The organism is Saccharothrix sp. ALI-22-I (assembly GCF_001984175.1).
GTDB lineage: Bacteria > Actinomycetota > Actinomycetes > Mycobacteriales > Pseudonocardiaceae > Actinosynnema.
In genome coordinates this window covers 659232-684868 of record NZ_MTQP01000068.1, presented here as the reverse complement: position 1 = coordinate 684868, position 25637 = coordinate 659232, and the positions used below count along the sequence as shown (strand labels likewise).

The window sequence follows — 25637 nt, the reverse complement described above, 5'->3', positions numbered from 1 at the left end:
GTGTCATACCGGGCCGTACGCTGGCACACCGTGACCCTTCCAGGCACCGACACCTTGATCATCGAGCAGCCCTGGCACATCGGCCGCCACCTGTGGGGCGCCAGCTACCGCACCACGGTGTACGACGAACGCGGCGCGCTGCTGGCGACCGTCACCGAACGCGAAGGCCCGCGGTTGCCGCGGCGGGTCCTGCGCCGTATCGGCTTCGCGGGCCGTTCGAGGTACGACTTGGTGCTGGCGTGGCAGGGGCAACCGCTGCTGGTGGTCCGCAAGGGCATGGGCAAGCCGCCGGCCCAGGTCTTCCGGCCGGACGGCACGCCGATCGGTTCGGTGCGGCGCCAAGGGCGCAACCGCTTCCTGCTCCAGGACCCCACGGGGCAGCAGCTCGGCCTCTTCCACGACGTCGCCTGGTTCAGCTTCGGCGAGGTCACCAAGCGCGACGGGCGACGGGTGCGCCGGGACGTGCTCCGTCTCCCTCCCGGCGCGCCGGAGCCGGTGCGGTCGCTCGCGATCGGGACTGCCGTGGCTTTCGACGTCGTTCGCGGCATCGGGACCGGCGAGACGATCGGCCACTGGAGCGGCTTCGTCCCGAGTTCCTGACCGCTACCAGGCGTCCTCGGTGAACTTGTTCGGCTCGTCGTCGTCATCGCCGCGCCCACTCGGCCGGGGCGTGCCCGCCGAGATGACGTCCTCCGGGTCGTTGCCCTCCTGGATGGCCGTGTAGGCGCGCTGGAGGTCAGGGATACCGGACTGGAGCGCCCGCTGCACGCCCTCGTCGTTCGCCGCACGACCGGACGCGACGTCCTCCCAGGACATCTCGCCCGCGTCGACCCGCCGCGCCAGCTCCTTCAGTTCACGCGGCGCCGCAGAGCTGTTGGCGAATCGGGAGAGCTCCGCGAAGTCGGCCTGGGACAGCCCGCGCGAGCGCGGTTGCACCTGACTCGCCTGTCGGGACACCTTCTCGACGTCGGCCATGCGCGCCTCGACGTCGGCGACGAGCGCGTCGAGCCTCGCCTTGTCGTAGGGGAAGGTCACTGCCCACCACCGCCCGAGCTGTCACCGGCCGGTACGGCCGCCGGTGGCGTCGACCCGCCATCGCTGTTGGCCGGCATCCTGCCCCTCGGGGTTCCCGCCGCCTTGGTCGCGCCGTGCAGCGAGTGCCCGGCCATCGCGAGGTCGATGAGGCCGCCCTTCACCGCCTTCTTGCCGTTGTCGTACTTCTCCTTGCCGTCCTGGTACCCGTCGACCACGTCGAGCAGGTCGCTGACGTCGCGCACGTCCTTCAGCTTGGACAGCGCGGTGCCCATGGCCACGATGCCGTCGATCATGCCCTGGACGCCCTCGATGAGGGTCTGGATGGAAATGATGATCTTGCGGATGGCGTCCACGATCTGGATCGCGTCGTAGACCAGCCACACCGCGCGACCCCAGCCGACGGCCGGGACGCACGCCGCCATCGCGGCTTCCATCAGGTAGCCGACGAGCTTGTCGAGCAGGGTCAGGGCGATGCCGCACGCGGTGCGGCAGGTGTTCGCCACCGAACGGAACTTGTTGCCGATGATCCGCGCGATCTGCGAGTCCGCCTCGATGGCGATGACCCACATGGTCCCCATGCGCGTCTCGAACGCCTTGGCCGCGTCACCGTCCCAGTGCGACGACAGCTGCTCCGCGCCCGCATCGACGTTGTGCCGCACGGAGTCCAGCGCCTTGGCGACCCGGTCCCACGCGTTGGCGTTCTCGTCGATCTTCTCGAAATCGCCGAGCAGCGGCTTGATCAGCGCGTCGAGCAGGTTCTCGCCGGTGACCTTCTCGTAGATCCAGTTGACGCCCTGGATCTTCCAGCCGGCCTTCTCGATCAGCTCCTTGGTCGACTGCCGACCGGGCCGGTTCTCGGCCGCCGCGCTGAGCGCGACCGACGGGTCCTCGACGTCTGCGTACGCGGTCATCGTCCGCCACCTCCGAGCGAGGGCGCCTCGGCCACGTCGTGGAGTTCGGAGAGCACCCGGTCGACGAGGCTCATCACCATCTCCTCGCCCTTCTCGTACATGTCGGCGGCCTTGTTGAGGCCTTCGGCTTCCTTGACCATCATCTGGTTGGCGAAGTCGAGGGTTTCGCCGTACAGGTTGGCGACGCCGGTGACGATGGGCTGCAACAGCGAGAGCAGGCCGGTGAAACCGGAGGTGTCCCCGCCCTTGGTGACGGCGTGGTCCTTGATCGTCATGAAGTGCTGCGCGTTGCGGGTCAGCAACTCGCCGTACCCGCGGAGCTCCGGCGGCTCCACTGAGAACTGTTCGCCCATGGACGGTTCCTCCCTCTTCCAACTAGTGGAGTGGGACGGACCGGACCGGGTTCAGGTTCCCGCCGATTCAGGTGCGACCTCGTCCGCCCGCCGCGCGGGAGGCTATCCGGCGGAGCAGGGCGCGCGGAACGAAACGCGCCAACACCGTGATCGCTTTGTACTGGGCGCCCGGAATGGACAGCGCCTTGCCCGCGCGCAGGTCGGCCAGGCAGTCGTGCACCACGCGGTCCGCGTCGAGGTAGAACAGGTCGGGCGTCTTCGACATGTCGATCTTCGCGCGCTGGTGGAAGTCGGTGCGCACGAACCCGGGGCACAACGCCATCACGCGCACACCGGTGCCCGACGTGGCCATCGCCATACCCTCGGAGAACGCCGTCACCCACGCTTTGTCCGCGCTGTAGGTCGTGCCGCGGCCGGGTAGGAAACCGGCCACACTGGACACGTTGACCACGTCGCCGCGGCCGCGCGCCACCATGCCGGGCAGGACGGCGCGCGTGAGCTGCAGCACGCTGGTCACGTTCACGTCCAGTTGGGACTGGAGTTCGAGCGGGTCGGCGGTGAAGAACTCGTTCGAGAGGGCGAAGCCCGCGTTGTTGACCAGCAGGTCGACCTCGTGCTTGGCCAGGAAGTCGGCGACCGCGGCCCGGCCCTCGCCGCTGGCCAGGTCGGCGCGCAGCACCTCGGCGGTGATGCCGTGCGCGGCGCGCAGCTTGGCCGCGGTCTCCTCCAGCCGGTCCGCCGAGCGGGCGACGAGCACCAGGTCGTGGCCCTCGGCGGCGAGCCTGCGGGCGAACGCGGCGCCGATCCCGGACGTGGCGCCGGTCACCAGGGCGGCCGGCGGGGTCACGGCTTGCGCCCGAACTGCGGGCGGTGGACTTCGCCACCGGTGTCGGAATCGGGGTCCGCCTCGAATGGGTCGATCACGTCGGCAAGCTCTCCCAGGTCGCGCAGCAGTCGTTCCAGGCGGGCGGGGGTGGAGTTGGGCGGCGCGGCGGCCAGCACCCAGTCGTCCTCCAGCCAGACGACGGTGACGTCCGCGCCGATCTCCTCGGCGGCGTCCACCAGGTCGGGGGTGATGAGCTTGCGCGCGGCGGGCAGTTCGCTGACGAACGCGTACCGCGAGCCGACCGGGCCGAGCAGGTCGGGCATCTGGTCGCGCTGGAACGGCACGCTGGGCAGCCACAGCTCGATGACCACGGACAACGCCCGCCGGCAGCGCACGCCGACCAGCACCGAGTTGACCTTGCCGCTGGTCTCGTGGTCGAGCACGTAGACCTGGCGGCGGCCGTCCGCGGTGAAGGTGGAGCCCGCGACCACGTCCTTCGCCACGCCGGCGCCGTAGTAGGCGATCGCGCCGCTCTCCCAGCGTGTGGGCAGCACGTGGTCGGTCTCCTCGAACTGCCACCCGCGCAACGCCGCCCATCGGCGACGTTCGCGGTTCCGTGCGGTTCGTTGCGCCCGGTCGGTCGCGAGCAGGGCGAACCCCGCGACGCCCGCTACCGCGGCGACGGTGAACCAGACCCACGCCGGTATGCCCACGGTGCGAGAGTAGCGGGCGGCGGTGAACAAACGAAGATCACTTGGGGCGTGGTTCGCGCAAACGGATCAAGCTGTTACCCGGATCGCGGGAGGCGAGGCGTGTTCCCCGGTTATCCACAGGCCGAGCGTTTGTCCACAGGCGCGGCCTGATCGCTTCGGAGTGTCGGCCCTGTGCGGCAGAGTTAAGAACAGGGGTCCCCCCGGGCGGGGGACGCCTGCGGAGCAGAGTTCGTTCGACTGCGGCCGCCCGGCCTCGAACCGCGCCGGAGCTAGGGACGGCGGCGCGCGAACAGGATCGCTCCCGGAACTTCCTCGTCCGGGTCGAGAAGCCACTGGGCCTCGACCGTGAACCCGGCGTCGCGCAGCCAGGAAGCCACCTTGTCCGGCTGACGGCGGTGGACGTGGACCTTCATCGGGTGACCTCCGTAGCCCTGTGTCTTCAACCGGGACACGTCGCCGACGTGAAACCCGAGTTGCAGCGGTCCGCCTGGGCGCAACACCCGGTGGAAGTGCGCGAACACGGTCGCCACCTCCTCATCGGGGATGTGGATCAACGACCACCAGGCGAGCAGGCCGGCCACCGAGGCGTCGGGCAGGTCCAGGTCCGTCATCGAGCCCACCTCGAACCGGAGGCCGGGGTGGTCGCGCCGGGCCACGTCGATCATCCCGGGGGAGAGGTCGACGCCGAAGGCGTCGACACCGAGTTCGTGCAGGTGGGCGGTGACGTCTCCGGGGCCGCAGCCGACGTCCGCCACCGGCCCGTCACCGGCGGCCCGCACGCTGTCGGCGAACAACGCCAGAGCCGTGCGGAGGTACTGGTCACCGGCGATAGCGCCGCGCACGTAGTCGGCATAGCTGACCGCGACCGTGTCGTAAGAGGCTCGGGTGTCGGCCAACCAGTCGTCCGTGTCCACGTCCGACACGGTATCCAGGATCACGATCTTCCGGGTCGAGAACAGGGGCCCCCCGGACGGAGGACCCCTGCGCGACACCGCTCAACCGCGGCCGTTCACCACGGCCTCATGCCTTGCCGACGATCAGGCCGGACTGGTCGTCCACCACGTCGACCTTCACCGTGTCGCCGTCCCGCACCTCGCCCGCCAGCAGTTCCCTCGCCAGTTGGTCGCCGATGGACGACTGCACCAGCCGCCGCAACGGCCGGGCCCCGTACACCGGGTCGAAGCCGTTCAACGCCAGCCACTCACGGGCGGCGGGCGTGACGTCCAGGGTCAGGCGCCGCTGGGCGAGGCGCTGGGCGAGCCGTTCGACCTGGATGTCCACGATCGAGGTCAGCTCCTCGGTGGCCAGCGAGTGGAACACCACGACGTCGTCCAGCCGGTTGAGGAACTCCGGCTTGAAGTGGGTGCGGACCACCGACATGACCGCGTCGCTGCGCTGCCGCTCGTCCAGGTTGGCGTCCGCGATGACGTGCGAGCCGAGGTTCGACGTCAGCACCAGGATGGTGTTGCGGAAGTCGACCGTGCGGCCCTGGCCGTCGGTGAGCCTGCCGTCGTCCAACACCTGGAGCAGCACGTCGAACACGTCCGGGTGGGCCTTCTCGACCTCGTCCAGCAGCACGACCGAGTACGGGCGGCGGCGCACCGACTCGGTGAGCTGACCGCCCTGGTCGTAGCCGACGTAGCCGGGAGGCGCCCCGACCAGACGGGCCACCGAGTGCTTCTCGGAGTACTCGCTCATGTCGATCCGGATCATCGCCCGCTCGTCGTCGAACAGGAACTCCGCCAGCGCCTTGGCCAGCTCGGTCTTGCCGACACCGGTCGGGCCGAGGAACAGGAACGAGCCGGTCGGCCGGTCCGGGTCGGCCACGCCCGCACGGGTGCGCCGGACCGCGTCCGACACGACCCGGACCGCCTCGGCCTGGCCGACGACGCGCTTGGTCAGCTCGTCCTCCATGCGCAGCAGCTTCGCCGTCTCGCCTTCGAGCAGCCGACCGGCCGGGATGCCGGTCCACGCGGAGACCACTTCGGCCACGTCGTCCGGGCCGACCTCCTCCTTCAGCATCACGGCGGCGTCCTGGGTGTTGCGGGTGGCCGCCTCCAAGTCCTTCTCCAACGCCGGGATGCGCCCGTACCGCAGCTCCGCGGCCCGGCCCAGGTCACCGTCCCGCTCGGCCCGCTCCGACTCGCCGCGCAGCTGCTCCAGCTGCTCCTTGAGGTCGCGGACCTTCTCGATCGAGCCCTTCTCGTTCTGCCAGCGCGCGGTCAGCCCGGCCAGGTCCTCGCGCTGCTCGGCCAGTTCCGCGCGCAGCGCGGCGAGGCGTTGCACCGAGGCCGGGTCCGACTCCTTGGCCAGCGCCATCTCCTCGATCTCCAGCCGGCGCACCGCGCGTTCGACCTCGTCGATCTCGACCGGCCGGGAGTCGATCTCCATGCGCAACCGGGACGCGGACTCGTCCACCAGGTCGATCGCCTTGTCCGGGAGGAACCGGGCGGTGATGTACCGGTCGGACATGGTGGCGGCGGCGACCAGGGCGGCGTCGGTGATGCGCACGCCGTGGTGCACCTCGTACCGGTCCTTGAGCCCGCGCAGGATGCCGATGGTGTCCTCGACGGACGGCTCGCCGACGAAGACCTGCTGGAAGCGGCGCTCCAGGGCCGGGTCCTTCTCCACGTGCTCGCGGTACTCGTCCAACGTGGTCGCGCCGACCATGCGCAGCTCGCCGCGGGCCAGCATCGGCTTGATCATGTTGCCCGCGTCCATGGCGGACTCGCCGGTCGCGCCCGCGCCGACGATCGTGTGCAGCTCGTCGATGAACGTGATGACCTGGCCGGCCGAGTCGGTGATCTCCTTGAGCACGGCCTTCAGCCGCTCCTCGAACTCGCCGCGGTACTTCGCGCCCGCGACCATCGCGCCGAGATCGAGCGCGACCACCCTCTTGCCGCGCAAGCTCTCCGGCACGTCACCTGCGACGATGCGCTGTGCCAGGCCCTCGACGATGGCGGTCTTGCCCACGCCGGGCTCGCCGATGAGAACCGGGTTGTTCTTCGTCCGGCGGGACAGCACCTGCACGACGCGGCGGATCTCGGTGTTGCGGCCGATCACCGGGTCCAGCTCGCCCTTGCGGGCGCGTTCGGTCAGGTCGACGCCGTACTTCTCCAACGCCTGGTAGGTGCCCTCCGGGTCGGGGCTGGTGACCCGGGCCGAGCCGCGGACCTTGCCGAACGCCTCCTTGAGGGAGTCCGGCGTGGCGCCGTGGCGGCGGAGGAGGTCGGCCACCTGGCCGCCGTGGTGGGCGAGGCCGACCAGCAGGTGTTCGGTGGACACGTACTCGTCACCCATCTCGGTGGCGAGTTCCTGGGCCTTGCCCAGGACGCGGACGGCGTCGCGGGAGAACTGGGGCGCGGACACGGACGACCCGCTGGCCGCGGGCAGGGCCCTGGTCAGCTGTTCCAGCTCCTTGTGCACCTGCTTCGGGTCCGCGCCGACGGCGGACAGCAAGGGCGCGGTCAGGCCGTCGCCCTGGGCCAGGAGGGCGCCGAGGAGGTGGACCGGGCCGACATCGGGGTTGCCACCGATGGTCGCCGCCTGCACGGCGGCGGACACGGCCTGCTGGGTCTTGGTGGTCGGGTTGAAAGCGTCCATTCCTCACCTCGGTCGGGTGTTCGTGCGCAAGGGCCGGCGTTCCGCGCCAGCCATCATCCCGGTCAACGTCAGAAAAGTTGAGTCAGTTCCACTCAACCTAGTGGATGTGGTGTGGTCTGAGCCACGGGGCCCGGCGAGCCGCCGAAACTCGGGTGCGGCCGATCGGCGCGAACATGAGGATCTGCGCATGACCTCCCTCGTGCACCACATCACGTTCGACTGCAAGGACGCCTACGCGCTGGCCCAGTGGTGGAGCCAGGTCACCGGCCGGCCGGTGAGCGACGACGACCAGCCGGGCGACCCCGAAGCGCTCGTCCAGCTGCCGGAAGGGCCGGGATTGCTGTTCATCGAGGTCCCAGAGGGCAAGACGGTGAAGAACCGGGTGCACCTCGACCTCCAAGCCGAGACCACCCGTGACGCCGAGGTCGAGCGGCTGATGGGGATCGGGGCGACCCTGGTCGACGACCAGCGCCGGCCCAACGGTCGCGGGTGGGTCGTGCTGGCCGATCCGGAGGGCAACGAGTTCTGCGTCGAACTCAGCGCAGCGGAGCGTGCCGCACTGTCCTGACGCTGTCACCCACATGTCGTAGCCGGTTGTCCACAGCGGCACCCGAGTTGTCCACAATCCGCAGGTGGGAATCCACAGGCGACTGCGGCCCACGGCACCGGTGCGGTCTGCCGGCCCCCACTGGGGTGAATATGACGAACGTCCCGTCGCCCGTACGGCGGCGGGACGTCTTGACGTCGTGAAGCGGGGGAGTTGTGCACCCCTCCGTGCGAGATCGCGCACGCGACGTGGTCGGGCTTTACACCTCAGAGTGGGCTGCGAGCGGCACATTAGGTATACGTGGAAGGGAATGCCCACCCGTGCGATGGAACGGTGTGTGACCTTCCGTAACCGCACTGCACTCGAACGTGGCATCAAGGAGCCGCGCGGCCAGTTGGCGGGTTAGTGTCCCTTCGTCGGGGATGGAAGCTTGACGAGGTCGTAGCGCCCTTGCTGGCGCCGCCAGAAACGTGGAGACTGCGCCCGGACCATGACTGCGAACGCTGTGTTGAGCCCCATCCCGAGCCCCCCACACCGAGAACCTCCTCCTGGCGTCACCGCTATGGTGCGGATGATCCGGGAGAGCTTCGCGGTGGTGGAGCCGCGCGCCGAAGAGGTAGCGAAGTTCTTCTACGGCATGCTCTTCAGCCTCGCGCCGGCGACCCGTGAGATGTTCCCCGCGAACATGGAGGTCCAGCGCAGCCGACTGCTGCGCGCCCTGGTCCACGTCGTGCAGATGGTGGACAGACCCGACGACCTGATCCCGTTCCTGCGCCAGCTCGGCCGTGACCACCGCAAGTTCGGTGTCATCAACGTGCACTACGAGTCGGTCGGCACGGCGTTGTTGGCGGCGGTGAAGAAGTTCGCCGGGCCCGCGTGGACCCCGAAGGTCGAGATGGCGTGGGCCGAGGCCTACACGATCATGGCCCGCGCCATGCAGGAAGCGGCGGCGGCCGACGACGGGCCGGCCTACTGGCACGCCACCGTGCTGGAGCACCAGCGGGTGAGCTGGGACCTGGCGGTCGTGCGGTTGCAGCCGGATCACCCGGTCGGGTATCGGTCCGGCCAGTACGTGAGCGTCGAGACGCCCCAGCGGGCGCGGCTGTGGCGGTACTTCTCGCCCGCGAACGCGCCCCGCGACGACGGCATCATCGAGTTCCACATCCGCTCGGTCGAGGGCGGGTGGGTGAGCCGGTCGATCGTCGGCCACACGCAGCCCGGTGACGTGTGGCGCATCGGCCCGCCGATGGGTCGGCTGAGCGTCGACCGCAAGTCCGGCCGGGACGTGCTGATGGTCGCCGGCGGCACCGGTGTGGCGCCGATGCACGCGATCATCGACGAGATGGCCCAGTGGGGCGAGAACCCGCGCGTGCACCTGTTCATGGGCGGGCGGACCCGCGAGGACCTGTACGACCTGGACAACCTCCAACGGTTCGCCATGACCAACCCGTGGTTGACCGTCGTGCCGGTGCTGGAATCGGACCCCGGTGCGCGCGGCGTCGAACAGGGCACGCTGGCCGACGTGGTCACGCGCTACGGGGCGTGGGACGACCGGGACGTGCTGGTGTGCGGCTCGCCGTCAATGATCCGGGCGACCGTGTCCCGGATGCTCGTCGCCGGGACACCGCTGGACCGGATCAAGTACGACCCATTCACCCTGGACTGAGCACCAACGCCGACTGGCCTGACCAGGCGAAACCGGCCGACCCGAGCAAGTTTCACATCGGCTCGCGCACACCGGGCCTTGCACGCGGTGCCGTCCACGCCGTGCCGCACACTCGGCGCGTCCACTCGGCGCCGCGCACTCCCTGCCGTTCACGCCGCGCCGTGCATTCAGGGCCGTTCACACCGCACCGAGCACAGCCGCCAACGTCTCGGGCCTGCTGGTCTGCGGGCAGTGCCCGCCGTCAACCTCAATCGCCTCGACCCCGAGCCGTTCACGCGCCGCCCGACGCATCCACGACGGCAACAGCGTGCGATCCTCACGCGGCAGGACGTAGGTCGACGGCAGCTCCGGCAGCTCGTGGACCTCGCGGTACGTCGCAGCGGGGTAGAACAGGCGCAGGGTCTTCAGTCCGGCGCGCACACCCGCCAAATCGCAGTCGTGGAACAGGAAGTACGTCGCCACGACCGGGTCCGCAGTGGGCGGTTCGGTGAGCGACCGCCACTCAGGGTTGAACATCTCACCGGTCTCGACCGCCAACTCGTCGGCCAGACACACCGGACCGGGAATCATCGCGGCGACCCACACCAGGTGGGACGCCCCGACAGCCCGCGCGATGGCGGGCATCAGCAGACCGGCGCCGGAGTGCCCGACCAGCACCGGGGCGAGCAAGTCGCCGATCTGCGCACGGGCGATCGCGGCGTAGTCGACGGCGCGCAGCTCGGGCCGGTCGGTGGGCAAGTCCACGGCGACAGTGCGGTGGCCGCGTCGGCGGAGCAGTTCCTCCACGGGACGCCAGGCCGCCGGCGACTGGGTGGTGCCGTGCACGAAGACGTAGTCCACGGCTCCAGTCTGGCGGGTTCCGGACCGCTGCGGGTTCCGGCCGCCGGTTGGGGCGGCGGCGTGGGACGGCAGCGTGGACAGCGGCAGTGGCGTCGGGCGGCAGCAGCGGCGTCGGGCGGCAGCGTGCGCGTGGGAGGCGGCGGTGTGGGGCGGGAGTTGGGGGCGGGAGTGGGGGTCTGCGTGAGAGTGGGGGTCGGTGGTGGTGTGGGGGTGGGGTTGCGCGGGTTCCTCGTTGTTTCAACCGACGTTTCAGGTTGAAGATAACGGTGTTTCTTGAGGTGGGTTGGTGATGATCACCCGATCGTGCGATGCGGGCGAGCCGCCGTAGGAGCGGCTTGGAGGCGCATCGCTGCTGGTCAGCGCTTGGAGTTCGGCTTCCAGACGACCAGGGCTGTCTCGTGGCGCACCGGCACCAGATCACGGCGGTACGAGGCGTGCACTGACGCGGCGGCGTGCTCGGCGGCGGCCATGGCGGATGCTAGTTGTTCGGTCAGCTCGTTCACCTTGGCGCGCAGCGCGCCCACCTCGTTCTCCAGCTCGATGATCCGCTTGACGCCGGCCAGGTTCACGCCCTCCTCCTGGGAGAGGCGCTGCACCTCCCGCAGCAGCACGATGTCGCGCATCGAGTACCGGCGCCCACCGCCGGAGGTGCGGCCCGGCGAGACCAGACCCAGCCGGTCATAGGCTCGGAGGGTCTGGGCGTGCAGGCCGGACAACTGGGCCGCCACGGAGATGACGAAGAACGGCGTGTCCTCGTCGGTGCCGGGCGGGAACGGGAAGCTCACACCGACCTCTTCTCCAACAGGGCGTTGAGCTCAGCGCGCGGGTCGTGCTTCGCCGTCGCCGACGCGTAGTTCTCCAACGCCTCCCGTGCTTCGGCGTCCATGTTGTTCGGCACCGCCACGTTCAGCGTGATGAGCAGGTCGCCGACCTGGCCGTCGCGCTTGGCGATGCCCTTGCCCTTGGCCCGCAGCACCCGGCCACTGGCCGTGCCCGCGGGCACCTTCAACGTCACCTTGCCCTCAAGCGTCGGCACGGTCAACGTCGTGCCCAGCGCCAGCTCGGGGAAGGTCACCGGAACGGTGACGGTCAGGTCGTTGCCCGATCGGCCGAACAGCGGGTGCGGGTTGACGTGCACGCGCACGAACAGGTCACCGGCCGGCCCGTTGTTGCGCCCCGGCTCACCCTGCCCGGCCAGCCTGATCCGCTGGCCGTCGTCCACGCCCGGTGGGATGCGGATGGTCAGCGTCCGGGTCTTCGTGCTCACGCCGTCGCCGCCGCACTCCGGGCACGGGTCGTCCACGATCCGCCCGGTGCCGCGGCAGTCGGTGCACGGCTCGGAGAACGCGAACGCGCCCTGACTGCGGGTGACCAGGCCGGCGCCGCCGCAGTTCGTGCAGGTCCGCGGCGACGTGCCGGGGCGCGCACCGGAACCCGCGCACGTGCCGCAGCTCGCCGGGCTGGACAGCCGCATGGGCACGGTCGCGCCCTTGACGGCCTCGGTGAAGTCGATCCGGACATCGGTTTCGACGTCCTCGCCCCGCCGCGGCCTGGTCGCCGACGCGGACGTGCCGCCCCGGCGGTTGAACAGGCCGCCGAGCAGGTCGCCGAGCCCGCCCATGCCGCCCGGCTGCTGCGCGCCGGCGCCTTGGCGGCCGAACAGGTCGCCCACGTCGAACCCGCTGCCGGTGCCGAACCCGCCGGGGAACCCGCCGCCTCCGGAGAAGAGGCGGCGGGCCTCGTCGTACTGCTTGCGCTTGGCTGCGTCCGAGAGGACGCCGTAGGCCTCGGACACCGCCTTGAACCGCGACTCGGCCTTGGCGTCACCGGGGTTGGCGTCGGGGTGGAGCTCCCGCGCCAACTTCCGGTACGCCTTCTTGATCTCGTCGGCCGACGCGTCGGAGGTGACGCCCAGCTCGCGGTAGAAGTCCTTCTCGATCCAGTCCCGAGCACTCATCGGACGCCGCCCCCCTTCTCAGTCTTGCTGCTGCTGCTCGTCAACCGGTTCGGAGACGGGCTCGTCCACCGGCGCGGGGGCCGGCTCGTGGTCGGTCACCGCGACCAGCGCGGGCCGCAGCACGCGCTCGCCGAACCGGTAGCCGCGGCGCAGCACGGCGGTGACGGTCGGCCCGCTGACGTCCGGGGAGGTGCCGTGCTGCACGGCCTCGTGGACGGACGGGTCGAACTCCTCACCCTCGTGCCCGAACGGCTCCAGGCCGGTGCCGTGCAACGCGCTGACCAGCTTGTCGGCCACCGCCTTGAACGCGCCGGTGAGGTCGCCGTGCGCGCCGGCCCGCTCGATGTCGTCCAGCACGCCCAGCAGCTCGCCGGTCACCTGCGCCTTCGCGTTGGTGATCACCACTTCCCGGTCGCGCTCGACGCGCTTGCGGTAGTTGGCGTACTCGGCGGTCAACCGCTGCAGGTCGGCGGTCCGCTCGTCCAGCTGGGCCTTCAGCTCGACGCTCGGGTCGTCGGCCACGGCCTGGCTCTCGTCCGGCAGGTCGGGGGCGGCGTGCTTGCCGCCGCCCTCCGAACCGGCCGCGGTGCCGGTAGCACCAGTGCCGGACTCCGGGGCCAGGGCGTCACCCTGCGCCTCGACCGGTGTGTCCTCGTCCGACTGGGTGCGCACCTGACCGGTGTCCGGGTCGATGCGCCTGCGGTCGCGCACCACGACGTGGGGCTGTTCCTCGGGCTGGGTCACTTCTTCTCGTCCTCGTCGACGATCTCCGCGTCCACCACGTCGTCGGCCTTGGGGGCGTCACCGGCAGACGCGCTGCCGGCGGCACCGTCGGCAGTGGGGGCCGCGTTGGCGTACAGGGACTGGCCGATGGCCTGGGACTCCGTGGCCAGCTTCTCCACCGCGGTGCGGATCTTGGCGATGTCCTCGCCCTTGAGCGCCTCGGTGGTCTCCGCGATGGCCGCGTTGACCTTGTCCTTGACCTCGGCCGGGATCTTGTCCTCGTTCTCCTTGAGGACCTTCTCCGTCTGGTAGACCAGCGTCTCGGCCTGGTTGCGGACCTCGGCCTCGTCGCGGCGGCGCTTGTCCTCCTCGGCGTGCGCCTCGGCGTCCTTGATCATCCGGTCGATGTCGTCCTTCGGCAGCGCGGAGCCGCCGGTGATCGTCATCCGCTGCTCCTTGCCCGTGCCCATGTCCTTCGCGGACACGTGCACGATGCCGTTCGCGTCGATGTCGAAGGTGACCTCGATCTGCGGGACGCCGCGCGGCGCCGGCGGCAGGCCGGTCAGCTCGAACATGCCGAGCTTCTTGTTGTCCGCGGCGAAGTCGCGCTCACCCTGGAAGACCTGGATCTGCACGGACGGCTGGTTGTCGTCGGCCGTCGTGAAGATCTCCGAGCGCTTGGTCGGGATCGTCGTGTTCCGCTCGATGAGCTTGGTCATCACGCCGCCCTTGGTCTCGATGCCCAGGGACAGCGGGGTGACGTCGAGCAGCAGGACGTCCTTGACCTCACCCTTCAGCACACCGGCCTGGAGGGCGGCGCCGATCGCGACGACCTCGTCCGGGTTCACGCCCTTGTTCGGCTCACGGCCGCCGGTCAGCTCCTTGACCAGCTCGGCCACCGCGGGCATGCGGGTGGAACCGCCGACCAGCACCACGTGGTCGATGTCGCCGACGCTGATGCCGGCGTCCTTGATCACGTTGTTGAACGGCGCACGGGTGCGCTCCAGCAGGTCGTTGGTGATGCGCTGGAACTCGGCCCGCGACAGCGTCTCGTCCATGAACAGCGGGTTCTTGTCCGCGTCCACGGTGATGTAGGGCAGGTTGATGGAGGCGTTGTTCGAGCTGGACAGCTCGATCTTCGCCTTCTCGGACGCCTCGCGGATCCGCTGCAACGCCATCTTGTCCTTGGTCAGGTCGATGCCGTTGGTCTGCTTGAACCGCTCGACCAGCCAGTCCATGATCCGCTGGTCCCAGTCGTCACCACCGAGGTGGTTGTCACCGGAGGTCGCCTTGACCTCGACCACGCCCTCGGCCAACTCCAGCAGCGAGACGTCGAACGTGCCGCCACCGAGGTCGAAGACCAGGATGGTCTGCTCCTTGTCGCCCTTGTCCAGGCCGTAGGCCAGGGCGGCGGAGGTGGGCTCGTTGACGATGCGCAGCACGTTGAGGCCCGCGATCTGGCCGGCCTCCTTGGTGGCCTGGCGCTGGGCGTCCTCGAAGTAGGCCGGGACGGTGATCACCGCGTCGGTGATCTCCTCGCCCAGGTAGGCCTCGGCGTCGCGCTTGAGCTTCATCAGCACGCGCGCGCTGATCTCCTGCGGCGTGTACTGCTTGCCGTCGATGTCCGGCGTCTTCCAGTCCGTGCCGATGTGGCGCTTGACGGACCGGATGGTCCGGTCGACGTTGGTCACCGCCTGGTTCTTGGCGGGCTGACCGGTGAGCACTTCACCGTTCTTGGCGAAGGCCACGATGGACGGGGTGGTGCGCGACCCCTCGGAGTTGGCGATCACCGTCGGCTCGCCACCTTCGAGAACGGCGACGACGGAGTTGGTCGTCCCAAGGTCGATGCCGACCGCTCGCGCCATTGGATTCCTCCTGGTAGTGCGTTTGTGAGAGCCCCGCGTTGAGCGGTACCGGCTCAAGTTTGCCAGCACCGGCGGACTTGAGTCCACCGGGCTCAATCTTTCTGCCTGTCCAACGGACGGGGTGGTTGCGGTGTTCCCGAGACGGGGTGATCCGGGACACTCGTCCACATGGAGTCACCCGCCGACATGATGTCCCGGTTGACGCCGGGCGGCCCCGGCCAGTCGACGCACGAGGTGTCGCTGGCCGGGGCCGATGAGCTGGACGGCGAGGTGGAGGCGCTGCTGTTGGCGGCGTACGAGCAGAACGCCTAGGTGGCGCGGACCGTCACGTCGCCGCTGCCGGAGGTCAGGACCAGTTCGGCGGTGGCGTTCGGGTCGTTCTCGACGTCGATCGACTTGTCACCGCTGTTCGCGTCCACGTCGACCTTGTAGGCGCCCCTCGGCACGCTGACGGTCAGGTTGCCGCTGCCTGCCTCGGCCCGCACCGAGAGGACGGCGGCCATCCGCACGTCGACGTCACCGGAGCTGTTCTGGATGGTCACCCGGCCGCGCATGTCCGACAGCGTGGTGTTGCCGGAGCCGACCTGGCCGGTGAAGTCGCCGCCGACGTCGGCCACCTCCACCTTGCCCGAGCCGTTGTCGATGCGGACCACGCCGGCCACGTCGCGGACCGACGCGTCGCCGGAGCCGATCTCGACCTCGACGCTGGCAACGCCTTCGAGGCGGACGTTGCCGGAGCTGTTCTGGCCGGTGATCCGGACGTCCTTCGAGGGGACGGTGACCTCGTAGTCCACATGACACCGGCTGCCGCAGCCGTCGAGGACCAGGGTGGAGCCCTCCATGCGGTGGGCGACGCCGCTGGGCTTGTCGGTGTTCCTCGGGTACTCGACGCGGCGGCGGATCTCGGTGTCGCCCGCGCCGACGCGGCTGCGGATGACGACGTCGCCCGAGCCGTTCTGGATTCGAACCTCGGTCACCTGGTCGGACACCGAGTGCGTGTCGTCGAAGCCTTTCTGCACGAGCCGCACGCACGACGTGAGCGCCACCGCCGCGGCCACCGCCACGACGGCCGCCAACGCGATCCGCTTAACCACCGCTGCCCCCTCAGGCGTCAAGGTTGTTGACGTTCAAGTTATGGGCGCGCGGCCGTTCGGCCCACCAGGAAGACCCCCGACCCCATACGGGGGCTGCCCCTACCCCACTACTCCTGTCCTGAACGTTCAACTCACCCGTTCCGAACGCAGGACACGCCCGTTCCGAACGCAGGACACGCGCGAGAGTCGAACGCTCACGCCCCGAGAGTCGTACGTTCGCGCCGCGAGAGTCGAACGCTCAGGTAGGCCGAGTTCAACGCTCAGGTCAGGTCAGGGCGCGTTCTGAGTGTTGAACTCGGGGGGCGTGAACGCAGGACTCACGCGACCTGGGGGTTCGACTCCCGGGGCTGGGGGTCAGGCTAGGGATTCGACGACGGTGCGGAGGGCGGGGGCGGAGCGGGCTGGGTCGCTGAGGAAGCGTTGGGAGGCGATGACGTGGGAGTCGGTCATCCGCTCCCAGACCAGGCCTTGGACCGGGACCTCGGTGATGACCAGGCGGAACGGCCGGACGTAGCGGCCGATCCGGTTCTCCACGCCGCGCACGACCTCGCCGATGGGCAGCGCACCCCGTGACGTCGCGTGCCGTTGGTCGTACTCCGCCGCGGCCGCGCCGAGGGCCAGCACGGCCGCTCGCAACGCGGGCCTGAGCTGCAACGACGGACCGGTCGGGTCGTCCGGCGCGCCGCTGGGCAGCTCGGTGCGGGCGTAGTCGAGCACGTCGGCCCACCAGCCGAGCCACTCCTCGGCCGCCGCCGCGCGGTCGACCCCCGCCGGCACCACGACCGGCACGGACGGGTCTAGTCCGGGCAGTTCGGGCACGGTGTCGACCGAGAGCGCGAGCGTGTCACGGATGAACAGAGCGGTGTTGACCGTCTGATTCGTCCCGTGCGACACCTGCCACGACTCACGACCGGCGAACCTCATGTCACCAGTGTCCCGCGCGAAGGTCATCCGCCAAGCATCAGAAGGGACACAACGGGCTCCAATTCCTCCGCCATTGGGGGGAAATCCGCGATCAAGCCCTGGATCAGCAGCCCGTCGAGGCCCGCCAGGGCCGCCCGCAGCACCACCGGGTCCCACGGACCGGCGACCTCGGCGATGAGCGAGATCCACCGCCGTGCCGCCGGACGCAGTTCCGGCCGACGCGCCGCCAGCAGGTACAGCTCGTACTCGGCCAACGTCCGGCCCCGGTGTTCGCCGACCGCGTCCGCGATGAACCGCGCCACCGCCGCGGGTGTGAGGGGGACCCCGCGGAAACTCGAAGCCAGCTCCTCGGCCGACCACGTGAGGGTGGCGATCAGCAGGTCGTCCAGCGTCGCGTAGTAGTAGGTGGTCGACGTCGTGGGCACGTCCGCCTCACGCGCGACCGACCGGTGACTGACGCCCGCCACGCCGTCCCGTTCGACGACCCGCAGCGTGGCCTCCAGGATCGCCCGCCGCCGCTGGTCGCCGCGCGCCCGCCGGCCGTCAGGCCGCGGCACTGCCGCCCACCTCGATGGCCACCACACCCGCGATCACCAGCAGCAGGCCGACCACCATGGTGGCGTTCAGCGGCTCCTTGAACAGCACGACCCCCACGCCCGCGACGGCGGCGATCCCGAACGCGGCCCAGATCGCGTACGCCGCGCCGATCGGCATGCCGAGTTGGAGCACTCTGCTCAACCCGCCGAACGCGATGGCGTACCCCACCACCACCACGACGACCGGGATCGGCTTGCTGAAGCCGTCGGACAGTTTGAGGGACACCGTGGCGGCGACCTCGGCGATGATCGCCACCGCCAACGTCAGGTACATGAGCACGGCCGCCTCCAACAAGTTGAACGTTTGTTCCACTAGTCTACGCGGGCTATGCGATCGACCACGTACAAGTGGTTACCGATCAGTAATCGGGCGTAGGCTGCCCAGCCAGAAGAACGGACGAGAAAGGCCGCCACCACAATGGGAGCCCTCCAGCTCACCCTCGGCGCCATCGGCGTCGCCGTCAGCGTGTTCGCCTGGGGTCTGTTCATCGCGGGCGTCCTGCGGATGATCAGGATCATCCGGCTCGGCCAGCCGGACTCGACCCGCAACGGGCCGTTCGTGCCCCGCCTGCGCACCCTGGTCGTGGAGTTCGCCGCACACACCCGGATGGCCAAGCTCAAGAAGGTCGCGCCCTGGCACTGGATGGTGATGTGGGGCTTCCTCATCGGCTCCGCGGTGCTGTTCGAGGCCTACGGCGAGGTCTTCTACCCCGGCTTCCACTGGCCGGTCATCGGCACCTGGTCGCTGTGGTCGCTGCTGGTCGAACTGCTCGGCATCGGCACCGTGGCCGGCGGTATCGCGCTGGCGATCATCCGCCAGGTCAACCACCCGCGCCGCGCCGACCGGCTGTCCAGGTTCGCGGGCTCCAGCTTCAAGGCCGCGTACTTCGTCGAAGCCGTCGTGATCATCGAGGGTCTGGGCATCCTCGGCGTGAAGGCGTTCAAGCAGGCCTCCGGGCTGGAAGACCCGCCGCTGTGGTCGTCGTTCGTCACCGCGCCGCTGTCGGAGATCCTGCCGGCGAGCCCGGACTGGGTCTCGATCATGGCGATCACCAAGCTGCTGTCCGGCATGATCTGGCTGATCGTGGTGGCCAAGAACCTGACCATGGGCATCGCCTGGCACCGGTTCAGCGCGTTCTTCAACATCTACTTCAAACGCGAGGACGACGGCGGCGTCGCGCTCGGCGCGTTGAAGCCGATGATGAGCGGCGGCAAGGTCCTGGACCTGGAGGAAGCCGACCCCGACCAGGACGTGTTCGGCGTCGGCAAGGTCGAGGACTTCTCCTGGAAGGGCTGGCTGGACTTCAGCACCTGCACCGAGTGCGGCCGCTGCCAGTCCCAGTGCCCGGCGTGGAACACCGGCAAGCCGCTGTCGCCGAAGCTGGTCATCACCCAGCTCCGCGACCACGCGTTCGCCAAGGCCCCGTACCTGCTGGCCGGCGGCAGCAAGGACATGGCCGGCGACGAGGTCGGCCTGACCGAGGACAAGTACGAGGACTACAAGAAGCGCCTGGAGTCCATCGACGTGCTGGCGATGGCCGAGTCCGAGCGCCCGCTGATCGGCGGCCCGGACGAGCTGGGCGTGATCGACCCCGAGGTGCTGTGGTCGTGCACGACGTGCGGCGCGTGCGTCGAGCAGTGCCCGGTGGACATCGAGCACGTCGACCACATCGTCGACATGCGCCGCTACCAGGTGCTGATCGAGTCGAACTTCCCGTCCGAGCTGGGCGGCATGTTCAAGAACCTGGAGAACAAGGGCAACCCGTGGGGCCAGAACGCCAAGGACCGGCTGGCGTGGACCGAGGGCCTGGACTTCGAGGTGCCGGTGTTCGACGGCGAGCTGGGCGATGCCGAGTACCTGTTCTGGGTCGGCTGCGCGGGCGCGTTCGAGGACCGGGCGAAGAAGACCACGCGGGCCGTGGCCGAGCTGCTGAACACCGCGGGCGTGAAGTACACGGTGCTCGGGCCGGAGGAGACCTGCACCGGCGACCCGGCACGGCGCGCGGGCAACGAGTTCCTGTTCCAGATGCTGGCGCAGCAGAACGTCGAGGTGCTCAACACCGTGTTCGAGGGTCGTGAGGCCGGCCAGCGCAAGATCGTCGTCACGTGCGCGCACTGCTTCAACACCCTGTCCAACGAGTACCCGCAGGTGGGCGGCCAGTTCGAGGTCGTGCACCACACGCAGTTGCTGAACAGGCTGGTGCGCGAGCGGCGGCTGGTGCCGGTGGCGGAGGTCGCGGAGGACGTCACCTACCACGACCCGTGCTACCTGGGCCGGCACAACAAGATCTACGAGGCGCCGCGCGAGCTGGTCGGGGCGTCGGGCGCGAAGCTGCGCGAGATGCCGCGCCACGGCGACCGCTCCATGTGCTGTGGCGCCGGTGGCGCTCGCATGTGGATGGAGGAGCGGATCGGCAAGCGCATCAACGTCGACCGCGTGGACGAGGCCCTGGGCACCGCGCCGTCGAAGATCGCGACCGGCTGCCCGTTCTGCCGGGTGATGTTGACCGACGGTGTGACGGCCCGCCAGAACGAGGGCGCGGCGGCCTCGCACGTGGAGGTCGTGGACGTGGCGCAGCTGCTGCTGACCTCCGTGCGCCGGGGTCTGGAGCTGGAGCGCCAGGACGTGCCGACGGACGTGACCCCCACCGGCACCCCGTTGCCGGACGAGGACAAGGCCACGTCCGGCTAGTCCCTTGTGGACGTAGAACGCCCCTCGGTCCGGTTCGGACCGAGGGGCGTTGTCGTTGGCGATCGTTCGGCGCGCCTGCCTTCAGTCGCGGTCGGTGATGCGGTCGTAGACGATGTTGAGGATCCAGCTGGTGAGGGCGACGATGATGGCGCCGAAGAACGCCGGCCAGAAGCCGCTGACGTCGAACGGCAGGCCGAGCTCGCCGGCCAGCCAACCGGTGAGCCAGAACAGCAGGGCGTTCACCACCAGGCCGATGAGTCCCAGCGTGACCAGGTAGAACAGGCAGCCGAAGAACTTCACCAGCGGTTTGACCACCGCGTTGACCAGACCGAACAGCAGCGCGACGCCGACCAGCGTGCCGATCTTCGCGGGCGTCGACGCGCCCGCCTCCAGGTCGATGCCCGGGATGACCGTGGCGACCCAGACCGCCACCGCCGTCAGCAGTACGTGCACCAAAATGCCCATGCCGCAGGCTAACGGTGGCGGTCGTCCGAATGGGTCAGGCGCGACGACGCCTGCGTGCCGCCAAGAAGGTCAACGCGCCGCCGCCGACCAGCAGCAGCACACCGATCGCCAGGAACGGCAACGGCGTCGCACCCGTGCTCGCCAACCCACTGCCGCCGGCCTGCACCATGGCGACGTTGGTCGTCGTGGTCGTGGCCGTCGTCGTGGAGGTCGGGGCGGTCGTGGTGGTGGTGTCGGTCGGTGGCGTGGTCGTCGGCTCCGCGGGCAGGTACTCCAACAGCACGATCGCGTGGTTGTCCCGCGTGTTGACGTCCCGTCGGTTGAGCACCGACACCGGCCGGGCGAACAGGTGGAACCGGTCGAACTCCGGGTTGTCCAGCCGGTACGTGAGGCTGAACTCGACGGTCTGGCCCACCTCCAGCATGTCGCGCAGCTCGAAGTCCTGGCCGGGGTGACGCACCACGAGGGCGTCACTGGCCGCGACGAAGTGCGGCGTCGAGCCGAACATCACGAACGTCGCCTTGTCCGCCGCCTCGCCCCGGTTCGTGACCGACACGGTCATGGTGACCTCGTCACCGATCCGGTAGGCGTCCTTCGCGGGCTCCACCCGAGGCTCACCGACCACGAAGTCGATGTCCAAGGGGACGTACCGGACGTCCGCGCGCGTCGTCTCGCCCACGCGGACCACCACGCCCTTCCGGCGGGACTCCGGGTCCACGTCGTACTCCGTCAACGGCTGCGCGAGCTTCAGCTCGGGCCTGCGGTCGGCGACGACCAACGACTGCAGGCCGAGCGGCACGTCGTTGAACGCGTACTCGCCGTTCACACCACGCGTGGGCGGGGCCACGTCGACACCATCAACACAGCCGACACCGACGGGATCGTCGACGCAGTCGGTGACCAGGCGCAGCGTCGACGGCGCCGGCACGTCCGACTCGTGCGTCTGCCGCGTGCCGTCCTTGTCGAAGTCGACGAACGAGAAGCCGCGCACGGTGCCGCCGCGGATGCCGAAGTCGAACGTGCCTCCGCCGGTGGGGAAGAACGACGATGTGGTCGTCGCCTCGTAGACGTCGGTGTTGTGGCTGAAGATGGACAGCTGAGTGTTCAGCAGGCCCTCGACCTTGTAGCGGCCGTTCGCGTCGGTGCCGTACTCGCCGATGAACTCCTTGCCGTTGAAAACGCGCACACCCCGACCGCCTGCCAGAGGTGGCTCACCCTCGTCGACGACACCGTTGGCGTTGCGGTCGAACCACACCAGGCCTTCCAGCGTCACGGTGTTCTCTTGTGCCGCCGCGAGTGGACTTGTCAGCGCTGCCGCGCTCACCACCGCGAAAACGGCCATGATGCGACCGATCAGGTTCTTCACCTGAGATTCCCCCAAAATGGAATGTGATACCTCGTCGTCGCAACCAAGATCATGATCGTTTCGTGACGGCGGTCACAGTCGCGCGTTCGCGCTGGAGTCGGTGTCGTGGGCGCAGGCCGCGCGGCAGGTGCGGGGGCAGGCGGTGCGGATCGACGCCGAACTGCGCGCCGCGCACCCCGACCTGGACGAGGTGTTCCTGGAGCCGGTGCCGAGGACCGACCCGGAGCTGCGGTCGCGGGTGCTGGCCCGGTACGGGGAGCTGAAGCTCTAGCGCTTGGTGTCGGTGCGGTGGAAGTTCAGGTACGCGCGCGACGGCGTGGGACCGCGTTGGCCCTGGTAGCGGGAGCCCGCCTGCGCCGAACCGTAGGGGAACTCGGCCGCGCTGCTGAGCCGGAACAGGCACAGCTGGCCGATCTTCATGCCCGGCCAGAGGGTGATGGGCAGGTTGGCGACGTTCGACAGTTCGAGCGTGATGTGACCGGAGAAGCCGGGGTCGATGAAGCCCGCTGTGGAGTGCGTGAGCAGACCGAGGCGGCCGAGCGACGACTTGCCTTCCAGCCGGCCCGCCAGGTCGTCGGGAAGGGTGACCAGCTCGAACGTCGAGCCGAGCACGAACTCCCCGGGGTGCAGCACGAACGGCTCGTCGTCGGCCGGCTCGACCAGCGAGGTCAGGTCGTCCTGCTGCATGGCCGGGTCGATGTGCGTGTACCGGGTGTTGTTGAACACCCGGAAGAACCGGTCCAGCCGCACGTCGATGCTGGACGGCTGCACCATGACGTCGTCGAACGGCTCCAGCACCAACCGGCCGGAGTCGACCTCTTTGCGCAGATCGCGGTCACTTAGCAGCACGGGGACAGCCTATGTGTATGATCGGGCTCGCAACACGCGGGTGTAGTTCATTGGTAGAACGACAGCTTCCCAAGCTGTAGAGGCGGGTTCGATTCCCGTCACCCGCTCAGCAGTGCGAAGGCCCAGGTCACTCGACCTGGGCCTTCGTCGTGTCGGGGTCGGCCAGAATCGGGTGCGTGACGGAGACGGTCTACGTGCGGTTCCAGGGGACGGTTCGGCATGAGCGGGGGTTCTTCCCGGGGGTGTTCTGGCTGGTCAACGGGCTGGCTCGGGAGGGGCGGCTGAGTGTGGAGCAGGAGCGGTTCAGGCGGGAGAACAACGACTGGTTCAACGCGGCCTACACGACGCCGTCGCACGTTGACCCGACCGTGTACGACCGGGAGATCAATCCGGGTGCGGTGGCGTGGTTCAAGTCGTCGGCTCGGCACCTGATCGGGCGGGTTGACGGGTATCTGGAGATCCTGGCCGCGCACGGGGTGGTGTGTGAGCGGGTGCAGTCGTCCGATCCGGGGCAGATCGTTTACGAGGACGAGCACCAGGTGGTCGTGGTGCCGCACGGTTAGCGCAGGCGGTCGGTCCACTCGTTCAGGTGATCGAGGGACGTGCGCAGGTCTGCCAGCAGCTCCAGCGCATGCGTGTGCGCGGCGGCACGTTCGGGTTCGGTGACCGGGCGGTGGCCCAGCGCCCGCCACACCATCCACGCCGCGCCGCCCAGGTAGACGCGGAGCAGGCCCGCGAACGCCGTCGGTGACGCGGGCGGTCGGTGGCCACCTGCCTCCTCGTACGACTTGATCACGGTGTCGAACGCGGTCCGGTCCTCGCCCAATCGGCTGAAGTGCAGCGCCGCACGGGTCAGCTCCCACTCCGCGTAGTCCGGGCCCGCGCCGTCCCAGTCCACCAGCAGCGGACCGGTGGCGGTGTGCAGGACGTTGTCCGGCTTGACGTCCCGGTGCGTGCTCACCGGCGTCAGGTCACCCGTGTCCACCGCCACCGCCCTGGCCTCGGCGATGTCCGGCAGGTACCCGCGAACGGCGTCGGTGAAGTCGTTCGGCGCCTCGTCCAGCCACTCCCGCCACTCCTCGACCGGGTGCGGCTCCCCGTCGGGCGTCCCGCCGGCGGGGAGGGCGTGCAGGGAAGCCAGGGTGGTGCCGACCCACGCGGAGACGTCCGTGGTCAACGGGCCGCCCTCGTGCCACTCGTGCACCAGGTAGCTCTCCACCTCGTCACCGACCCGGACGTCGGCCAGCAGCGGCGCGGCCGGTTCCAGCGGGTGCACCGGGCGCGGCATGGGGAAGTCTCGGGCGTACGCCTCCAACTGGATCTCGGCGGACACCTGGTAGTCGCGCATCCACCAGTCCTCGCGCGACCGGTTCAGCCGCTTGACCGCCCACGTGCCGCGCGACGTGCGCAACCGCCACATCAGATGCGAACGCCCGCCGGAAACCGGTGTCCACGGTCGCAGCACGTCACCAAGCCCGAACGCCGCCGCCACCGCCGCCTGCCGCTCCACGTCGCCAGATGCTAGGCCACCCGGGACCGGACTCAAGACTCCGCCGAACGCCACACCCGCTCGTAACGCTCCTGGTCCCGCCGCGTCCGCTCCTCGCGCACCGCCGCCGCCGCGCCCGCCGGGTAGCCGTACTTCGTCATCCGGTGGTCGGTGCTCTCGATCGCGTACGACACCCCGAAGTACACGCCCACCACCAGCCCCAACGACCCGCACGCGATCGCCAGGGGCCACGGGGAACCCAGGCCGAGCACCAGCGCCAGGGCGATGGCCAACGTCAACGGCAGCTCAGGGCGCGGCTCTCCGCGCCACGGTGATCAGGTGGGCCGACGCGCCCAGCACGGACTCCTCCTGCTCGACCTGCCGCAACGACCACATCAGGTACTCGAACCGGACCGGGTCGGCGTAGATGTCCTCCAGGTCGGCGTTCGGCAGCATCCACGCCGTGCCCTCCAGCGCGAACGTGCCAACCACGTCCAACCCCGCCGCACGCGCCTCCTCCGCCGCCTCCTGAGGACGGTGGAAGTACGCGGTGGTGAACCAGGGCGTGTCCGCCGGCGGCAGGTGCTGTCCGGTCTCCACCGCGTGCGTCACGAACGCCCGGTAGCGGGTGTCGAGCGGGAAGTCCTTGCGCAGCCCGTCGTACAGCGACGCGTACCGCCCGATCACCGCGCCCGCGACCACCCCACCGGGTCTCAGCACGCGCAACGCCTCCCGCCACGCCCGCAGCCGGTCCTCGTACGACATCAGGTGGTAGAGCGGCCCGAACAGCAGCACCACGTCGAACGGCCCGTCCGGCAGGTCACGGGCGTCGCCCACGACGGCGGACACCCCGGGCAGCGCCCCGGCCGACTCCACGTGCGACGGCATCGGGTCCACCACGAGCACGTCGTGCCCGTCCTCCGCCAACCACTCCGCGTGCACCCCGGCCGCTCCGCCGACGTCCAACACCCGGCTGCGCGTGCCGACGAACCGCCGCACGATCTCCTGCGTCCGCAGGAACTCCAGCCGCCCGTTCCCGGCGCGCAACCGTCCCTGCTCGAAGCCCTGCGCGTAGAACTCCCTGATCGTCTCGTCCATCTTTCGAACGTAGAAGGCAGGGCAA

The 25637-nt window shown here is 69.6% G+C and carries 29 protein-coding genes and 1 tRNA gene; 8 read left to right on the top strand and 22 right to left on the bottom strand.

Annotated features, from left to right (window positions below; translation table 11 throughout):
* The first annotated feature begins 30 nt into the window (after positions 1–30).
* On the top strand, positions 31–600 hold the full coding sequence (locus tag ALI22I_RS39940; RefSeq protein WP_077010755.1) for a hypothetical protein: 570 nt from the start codon (positions 31–33) through the stop codon (positions 598–600).
* Positions 601–603: 3 nt separating this feature from the next.
* Here ALI22I_RS39940 and ALI22I_RS39935 read toward each other — a convergent pair whose 3' ends face one another.
* The 7 genes from ALI22I_RS39935 to clpB all read right to left on the bottom strand — a co-directional run bounded on the left by ALI22I_RS39935 (position 604) and on the right by clpB (position 7441).
* On the bottom strand, positions 604–1035 hold the full coding sequence (locus ALI22I_RS39935; RefSeq protein WP_077010754.1) for a hypothetical protein: 432 nt from the start codon (positions 1033–1035) through the stop codon (positions 604–606).
* Positions 1032–1946 (bottom strand): WXG100 family type VII secretion target, encoded by a 915-nt coding sequence (locus ALI22I_RS39930; protein WP_077010753.1) that lies wholly within the window; start codon positions 1944–1946, stop codon positions 1032–1034. The genes ALI22I_RS39935 and ALI22I_RS39930 overlap by 4 nt, the downstream gene beginning before the upstream one ends.
* Positions 1943–2299 (bottom strand): hypothetical protein, encoded by a 357-nt coding sequence (locus ALI22I_RS39925; RefSeq protein ID WP_077010752.1) that lies wholly within the window; start codon positions 2297–2299, stop codon positions 1943–1945. The genes ALI22I_RS39930 and ALI22I_RS39925 overlap by 4 nt, the downstream gene beginning before the upstream one ends.
* Positions 2300–2366: 67 nt before the next feature.
* Positions 2367–3146 carry an SDR family NAD(P)-dependent oxidoreductase gene (locus ALI22I_RS51560; RefSeq protein ID WP_077010751.1) on the bottom strand — a complete coding sequence of 260 codons (780 nt, stop codon included), beginning with the start codon at positions 3144–3146 and terminating at the stop codon, positions 2367–2369.
* Positions 3143–3838, bottom strand: coding sequence for a hypothetical protein (locus ALI22I_RS51555; protein WP_179118513.1), 696 nt, complete (start codon positions 3836–3838; stop codon positions 3143–3145). The genes ALI22I_RS51560 and ALI22I_RS51555 overlap by 4 nt, the downstream gene beginning before the upstream one ends.
* A gap of 269 nt (positions 3839–4107) precedes the next feature.
* On the bottom strand, positions 4108–4752 hold the full coding sequence (locus ALI22I_RS39910; protein WP_077011177.1) for a class I SAM-dependent methyltransferase: 645 nt from the start codon (positions 4750–4752) through the stop codon (positions 4108–4110).
* A 106-nt stretch (positions 4753–4858) separates the two neighbouring features.
* Entirely contained in the window at positions 4859–7441 is a 2583-nt protein-coding gene (gene clpB, locus ALI22I_RS39905) for an ATP-dependent chaperone ClpB (RefSeq protein WP_077010750.1), read from the bottom strand.
* Positions 7442–7628: 187 nt separating this feature from the next.
* Here clpB and ALI22I_RS39900 point away from each other — a divergent pair, with 187 nt between their 5' ends.
* Positions 7629–8009 carry a VOC family protein gene (locus ALI22I_RS39900; protein ID WP_077010749.1) on the top strand — a complete coding sequence of 127 codons (381 nt, stop codon included), beginning with the start codon at positions 7629–7631 and terminating at the stop codon, positions 8007–8009.
* Positions 8010–8550: 541 nt separating this feature from the next.
* A complete protein-coding gene (locus ALI22I_RS39895) occupies positions 8551–9654 on the top strand; it encodes an FAD-binding oxidoreductase (RefSeq protein ID WP_077010748.1) in 1104 nt (367 codons plus the stop codon).
* A 177-nt stretch (positions 9655–9831) separates the two neighbouring features.
* Here the strand turns inward: ALI22I_RS39895 and ALI22I_RS39890 are convergent, their stop codons facing one another.
* From ALI22I_RS39890 to dnaK, 5 genes are all read right to left on the bottom strand, one after another.
* Positions 9832–10494: an alpha/beta fold hydrolase gene (locus tag ALI22I_RS39890; RefSeq protein ID WP_077010747.1), complete on the bottom strand. Its 663-nt coding sequence runs from the start codon at positions 10492–10494 to the stop codon at positions 9832–9834.
* Between the two features lie 356 nt (positions 10495–10850).
* Positions 10851–11279: a heat shock protein transcriptional repressor HspR gene (locus ALI22I_RS39885; protein ID WP_077010746.1), complete on the bottom strand. Its 429-nt coding sequence runs from the start codon at positions 11277–11279 to the stop codon at positions 10851–10853.
* Positions 11276–12451, bottom strand: coding sequence for a molecular chaperone DnaJ (gene dnaJ, locus ALI22I_RS39880; RefSeq protein WP_077010745.1), 1176 nt, complete (start codon positions 12449–12451; stop codon positions 11276–11278). Before dnaJ ends, ALI22I_RS39885 begins: the two co-directional genes overlap by 4 nt.
* An 18-nt stretch (positions 12452–12469) precedes the next feature.
* Positions 12470–13195 carry a nucleotide exchange factor GrpE gene (gene grpE, locus ALI22I_RS39875; RefSeq protein ID WP_077010744.1) on the bottom strand — a complete coding sequence of 242 codons (726 nt, stop codon included), beginning with the start codon at positions 13193–13195 and terminating at the stop codon, positions 12470–12472.
* Positions 13192–15039, bottom strand: coding sequence for a molecular chaperone DnaK (dnaK, locus tag ALI22I_RS39870; protein ID WP_077010743.1), 1848 nt, complete (start codon positions 15037–15039; stop codon positions 13192–13194). Before dnaK ends, grpE begins: the two co-directional genes overlap by 4 nt.
* A gap of 168 nt (positions 15040–15207) precedes the next feature.
* Here dnaK and ALI22I_RS51550 point away from each other — a divergent pair, with 168 nt between their 5' ends.
* Complete coding sequence (locus ALI22I_RS51550; protein ID WP_179118512.1) at positions 15208–15351, top strand: hypothetical protein; 144 nt, start codon at positions 15208–15210, stop codon at positions 15349–15351.
* Here ALI22I_RS51550 and ALI22I_RS39865 read toward each other — a convergent pair.
* From ALI22I_RS39865 to ALI22I_RS39850, 4 genes are all read right to left on the bottom strand, one after another.
* Positions 15348–16133 (bottom strand): DUF4097 family beta strand repeat-containing protein, encoded by a 786-nt coding sequence (locus ALI22I_RS39865; RefSeq protein WP_083752337.1) that lies wholly within the window; start codon positions 16131–16133, stop codon positions 15348–15350. The two genes, ALI22I_RS51550 and ALI22I_RS39865, sit on opposite strands and share 4 nt — an antisense overlap.
* 354 nt (positions 16134–16487) lie before the next feature.
* Positions 16488–17057 (bottom strand): hypothetical protein, encoded by a 570-nt coding sequence (locus ALI22I_RS39860; RefSeq protein WP_077011175.1) that lies wholly within the window; start codon positions 17055–17057, stop codon positions 16488–16490.
* A 23-nt stretch (positions 17058–17080) separates the two neighbouring features.
* Entirely contained in the window at positions 17081–17614 is a 534-nt protein-coding gene (locus ALI22I_RS39855; RefSeq protein WP_077010742.1) for a TetR/AcrR family transcriptional regulator, read from the bottom strand.
* Positions 17601–17927 (bottom strand): DMT family transporter, encoded by a 327-nt coding sequence (locus ALI22I_RS39850; protein WP_077011174.1) that lies wholly within the window; start codon positions 17925–17927, stop codon positions 17601–17603. The genes ALI22I_RS39855 and ALI22I_RS39850 overlap by 14 nt, the downstream gene beginning before the upstream one ends.
* A 144-nt stretch (positions 17928–18071) precedes the next feature.
* Here ALI22I_RS39850 and ALI22I_RS39845 point away from each other — a divergent pair, with 144 nt between their 5' ends.
* Positions 18072–20345: a (Fe-S)-binding protein gene (locus ALI22I_RS39845; RefSeq protein WP_077010741.1), complete on the top strand. Its 2274-nt coding sequence runs from the start codon at positions 18072–18074 to the stop codon at positions 20343–20345.
* Between the two features lie 81 nt (positions 20346–20426).
* On the opposite strand, the gene ALI22I_RS39840 is transcribed toward ALI22I_RS39845, so the two are convergent.
* Positions 20427–20810: a phage holin family protein gene (locus ALI22I_RS39840; protein WP_077010740.1), complete on the bottom strand. Its 384-nt coding sequence runs from the start codon at positions 20808–20810 to the stop codon at positions 20427–20429.
* Between the two features lie 34 nt (positions 20811–20844).
* Entirely contained in the window at positions 20845–22176 is a 1332-nt protein-coding gene (locus tag ALI22I_RS39835; protein ID WP_077010739.1) for a hypothetical protein, read from the bottom strand.
* A 100-nt stretch (positions 22177–22276) separates the two neighbouring features.
* Here ALI22I_RS39835 and ALI22I_RS51545 point away from each other — a divergent pair, with 100 nt between their 5' ends.
* On the top strand, positions 22277–22447 hold the full coding sequence (locus ALI22I_RS51545; RefSeq protein WP_179118487.1) for a hypothetical protein: 171 nt from the start codon (positions 22277–22279) through the stop codon (positions 22445–22447).
* On the opposite strand, the gene dcd is transcribed toward ALI22I_RS51545, so the two are convergent.
* Complete coding sequence (gene dcd, locus ALI22I_RS39830) at positions 22444–23025, bottom strand: dCTP deaminase (RefSeq protein WP_077010738.1); 582 nt, start codon at positions 23023–23025, stop codon at positions 22444–22446. The two genes, ALI22I_RS51545 and dcd, sit on opposite strands and share 4 nt — an antisense overlap.
* A gap of 36 nt (positions 23026–23061) precedes the next feature.
* On the opposite strand from dcd, the gene ALI22I_RS39825 reads away from it, so the two are divergent.
* Both ALI22I_RS39825 and ALI22I_RS39820 read left to right on the top strand, forming a co-directional pair.
* Positions 23062–23132 (top strand) — tRNA-Gly (locus ALI22I_RS39825).
* Between the two features lie 69 nt (positions 23133–23201).
* Positions 23202–23588 (top strand): hypothetical protein, encoded by a 387-nt coding sequence (locus tag ALI22I_RS39820; protein WP_077010737.1) that lies wholly within the window; start codon positions 23202–23204, stop codon positions 23586–23588.
* On the opposite strand, the gene ALI22I_RS39815 is transcribed toward ALI22I_RS39820, so the two are convergent.
* The 3 genes from ALI22I_RS39815 to ALI22I_RS39805 are packed head-to-tail and all read right to left on the bottom strand — an operon-like array spanning position 23585 to position 25612.
* The gene (locus ALI22I_RS39815; protein WP_077010736.1) at positions 23585–24535 is read right to left on the bottom strand and encodes a phosphotransferase family protein; all 951 of its coding nucleotides are present in this window, start codon (positions 24533–24535) and stop codon (positions 23585–23587) included. The genes ALI22I_RS39820 and ALI22I_RS39815 overlap by 4 nt on opposite strands.
* Before the next feature lie 32 nt (positions 24536–24567).
* Positions 24568–24813, bottom strand: a complete 246-nt coding sequence (locus tag ALI22I_RS39810) for a DUF5313 family protein (RefSeq protein ID WP_238598787.1) — start codon at positions 24811–24813, stop codon at positions 24568–24570.
* Positions 24814–24820: 7 nt separating this feature from the next.
* Positions 24821–25612 carry a class I SAM-dependent methyltransferase gene (locus tag ALI22I_RS39805; RefSeq protein WP_077010735.1) on the bottom strand — a complete coding sequence of 264 codons (792 nt, stop codon included), beginning with the start codon at positions 25610–25612 and terminating at the stop codon, positions 24821–24823.
* Between the last annotated feature and the right edge of the window lie 25 nt (positions 25613–25637).